This is a genomic window from Peribacillus sp. SIMBA_075, from assembly GCF_046534585.1.
Map to the genome: position 1 here is coordinate 1 of NZ_JAWRYN010000869.1, position 262 is coordinate 262.

The window sequence follows — 262 nt, forward strand, 5'->3', positions numbered from 1 at the left end:
CCCATTTTCTTTTTCTCCACAACCAACACTCCTTCAGATCATTTGAAATAGTTTAAATGGATGTTTTTTTATGTTTAGCCGAATAGTCGTGAATAAAACTTGTCAGCTTCTTTAACGTTTCTGGTGAAACATCAGGAAATACCCCATGACCTAAGTTAAAGATGAAGTGATCTGATTTCATCCCTTGATCTAAAATGTCTTTTGCTCTTTCTTCAATGACTTCCCATGGAGAAAGTAAGATGGTTGGATCAAGGTTTCCTTG

At 35.9% G+C, this 262-nt stretch carries 1 protein-coding gene; it reads right to left on the reverse strand.

All coding sequences use genetic code 11. From position 1 onward, the window contains the following. Positions 1–52 precede the first annotated feature (52 nt). Positions 53–262: uroporphyrinogen decarboxylase family protein (locus SB775_RS30725; RefSeq protein WP_410865047.1), on the reverse strand; the 210-nt coding region annotated here is incomplete at its 5' end.